The organism is Belliella buryatensis (assembly GCF_900188245.1).
GTDB classification, from domain to species: Bacteria; Bacteroidota; Bacteroidia; order Cytophagales; family Cyclobacteriaceae; genus Belliella; species Belliella buryatensis.
On the sequence record NZ_FZOK01000036.1, the window covers coordinates 1 to 2,647 of the forward strand.

The window sequence follows — 2,647 nt, forward strand, 5'->3', positions numbered from 1 at the left end:
TGGATATTCCGGAGTATGCTGACCCCTCTCAACCGGAATGTTTTTGAACAGTGAAAGTGGCCTGATTGGCCAGATTCGACTGACATTCCGGCGGATGTTGACCCCCTAAAGTAGGAATTTTGATGATATTCCGGAGTATATTGACCCCCTTTGGTCAAAATTCTGGAGCATGTTGACCCCTCTGATTAATGGTTTTGGTTTTTTAGCGGATACTTTCAATAACCGTTAATTATAATCCGATGGCTGGAAAACCGAAACCAATGAGTCAGATAAAACAATTGATAATCCTTAACAAACAAGGCAAAGGTGTCAAGACTATTGCCCGAATTCTAGATATCAGCAAGAATACCGTCAAGACATATCTTTTTAAGCTTGATAAGCTACTTGCAGGCAAAAGGGTTGAGAAGATGACAATTGAGGTACTTCTTAACCTTGACGAGCCTGAATTATATACACTTTTTCACCCTGGGAATCCTTCTTATAAAGATTCAAGGTATGAATACTTTAAATCCAACCTTGAACATTATCAAAAAGAGTTAGAAAAGGTTGGTGTAACCAGAGTGCTTCTCTGGGAAGAGTACAAGGAAGCTAATCCAGATGGGTACAGTTATTCTCAATTTTGTTTTCACCTTGACCAGCATCAAGCTGCAAAAGGGAAACCAACTATGGTACTGGATCACAAGCCTGGTGAAAAACTCTTCATAGATTTTGCAGGAAAAACGATTCCCTACATAGATAGAGAGACAGGAGAAGTGATATCATGTCAACTCTTTGTTGCCTGTCTCCCTTACTCTGACTATGCTTTTGCCATTGCTGTACCATCCCAGAGTGTATCTGATTTTCTTTACGCACTAAGCAGGTGTTTAGAAGATTTAGGAGGCGTACCGCAGCTTCTGGTTCCTGACAACTTGAAGGCTGCTGTGATTAAAGCAGATCGTTATGAACCTGATATCAATCAAGCGTTGGAAGATTTTGCCAACCACTACAGAACAGCAGTACTTCCTGCAAGGGTTCGAAAGCCTCAGGATAAAGCTCTGGTAGAAAATCAGGTTAAGATCCTTTATTCAAGAGTATATGCCAAGCTCAGGAATATGCAGTTCTTTGACATTACTTCTCTCAACGAGGCAATCAAACTGAAAGTAAAAGCCCACAACCAGACAAGAATGCAGAAGAAGCCATACTGTAGGGAAGAAAAGTTTATCGCTGATGAAAAAGCCCTGCTGACTGATCTGCCTGTTGACCGTTTTGAGCTTCGCAGCTATTCAATGCTTAAAGTTGCAAAAAACAACCACATCTATCTGTCTGCCGACAAACACTATTACAGTGTTCCACATACCCTTATGGGAAACAAAGTAAAAGTAGTCTATTCCAGATCCATGGTCTACATCTATCATGGTGGTAAGAAAGTGGCGGTTCATACCAGAAACTTCAAACATGGGGCTTACTCAACAGTCAAAGAGCACCTCTGTTCACATCACCAGCACTACAGGGATAGAAGTCCTGACTATTACAGGAATCTTTCAGCGAAGATCTCAAAAGTTCTTTACGAATATATATGCCTACTTTTTGAACAGAAAAGATATCCCGAACAGATATACAGGTCTTGTGATGGGCTACTTGCTCTAGCTAGAAAATCAGATACAGAAGTTTTAGAAAAAGCATGTAAAACAGCAATGGAGAATGGGATTTTCTCTTACAAGTTTATCAAAAATATAATAGAGAACCATATGGAAGACGAGTCTGTCCAAAACAACATCGCAACGCTACCCAAGCATCAGAATGTAAGGGGTAAATCATATTACAGTAATCAACAATCAATTAATTTTAAATAACTATGACAAACCAGATCGAATCGCAGTTTGCCAAACTCAAGCTGCACGGTATGTCCAAAACATGGACAGCTATCAAAGAAACAAGAAAAAATCAAAGCCTCTCACTTTCCGAAGGTCTTGAACTGTTACTACAGGCTGAAGAGCTTGAAAGAGATAACAGGAGGTTCAAAAGGCTTGAAACCAATGCGGCATTCAGGTACAAAGCATCCTTGGAGGAACTCAAGCTTGACAAAACAAGAGGTCTTGATCAAATGTTGTTCACAAGCCTTGCAGCGGGTGAATATATTACAAAGGGAGAGGCTGTCCTGATCACCGGAGCAACAGGCTGCGGTAAAAGCTATCTGGCTTCTGCACTTGGACATCAGGCTTGTGTCCTGGGGTTCAAAGCCGCTTACTTCAATACCCAGAAACTAATGCTCAAAACCAAAATGGCCAGACTCGAAGGAACTGTGATGAAGTTCTTTGATAAGCTGGCTAAGACAGATCTCCTGATCATTGATGACTTTGGACTAACCCACCTCGAACAGCAACAGCGGATAGATTTTATGGAAATGATTGAAGATAGACATGGAAAGAAATCAACAATCATCGTCAGTCAGTTGCCCGTGTCAAGCTGGTATGATATCATTGGGGAAGAAACTATAGCAGATGCTATTCTTGACAGATTAGTCCATTCTTCCTACAGAATAGAGTTAAAAGGAGAAAGTCTCAGAAAAAAAATGTAAAATTGTCAGTCTAACAGATTATAGAACCAAACCCATTTTTAGAGGGGTCAATATGTCCAGAACAGGGGTCAGTATTGTCCGGAATATCCA

Annotated in this window: 2 protein-coding genes; both read left to right on the top strand. The window is 40.6% G+C overall.

The window, feature by feature from the left end; all coding sequences use genetic code 11:
- Window positions 1-260: 260 nt before the first annotated feature.
- Complete coding sequence (gene istA / locus CHB66_RS16660) at window positions 261-1,832, top strand: IS21 family transposase (protein WP_089242540.1); 1,572 nt, start codon at window positions 261-263, stop codon at window positions 1,830-1,832.
- 2 nt (window positions 1,833-1,834) lie between these two features.
- A complete protein-coding gene (istB, locus tag CHB66_RS16665; protein WP_089242539.1) occupies window positions 1,835-2,557 on the top strand; it encodes an IS21-like element helper ATPase IstB in 723 nt (240 codons plus the stop codon).
- The last annotated feature ends 90 nt before the right edge of the window (window positions 2,558-2,647 follow it).

What these genes read in the sequence shown, in the direction of transcription:
- istA (WP_089242540.1), top strand. Translation starts at nt 261, where the DNA reads ATGAGTCAGATAAAACAATTGATAATCCTTAACAAACAAGGCAAAGGT.
- istB (WP_089242539.1), top strand. Translation starts at nt 1,835, where the DNA reads ATGACAAACCAGATCGAATCGCAGTTTGCCAAACTCAAGCTGCACGGT.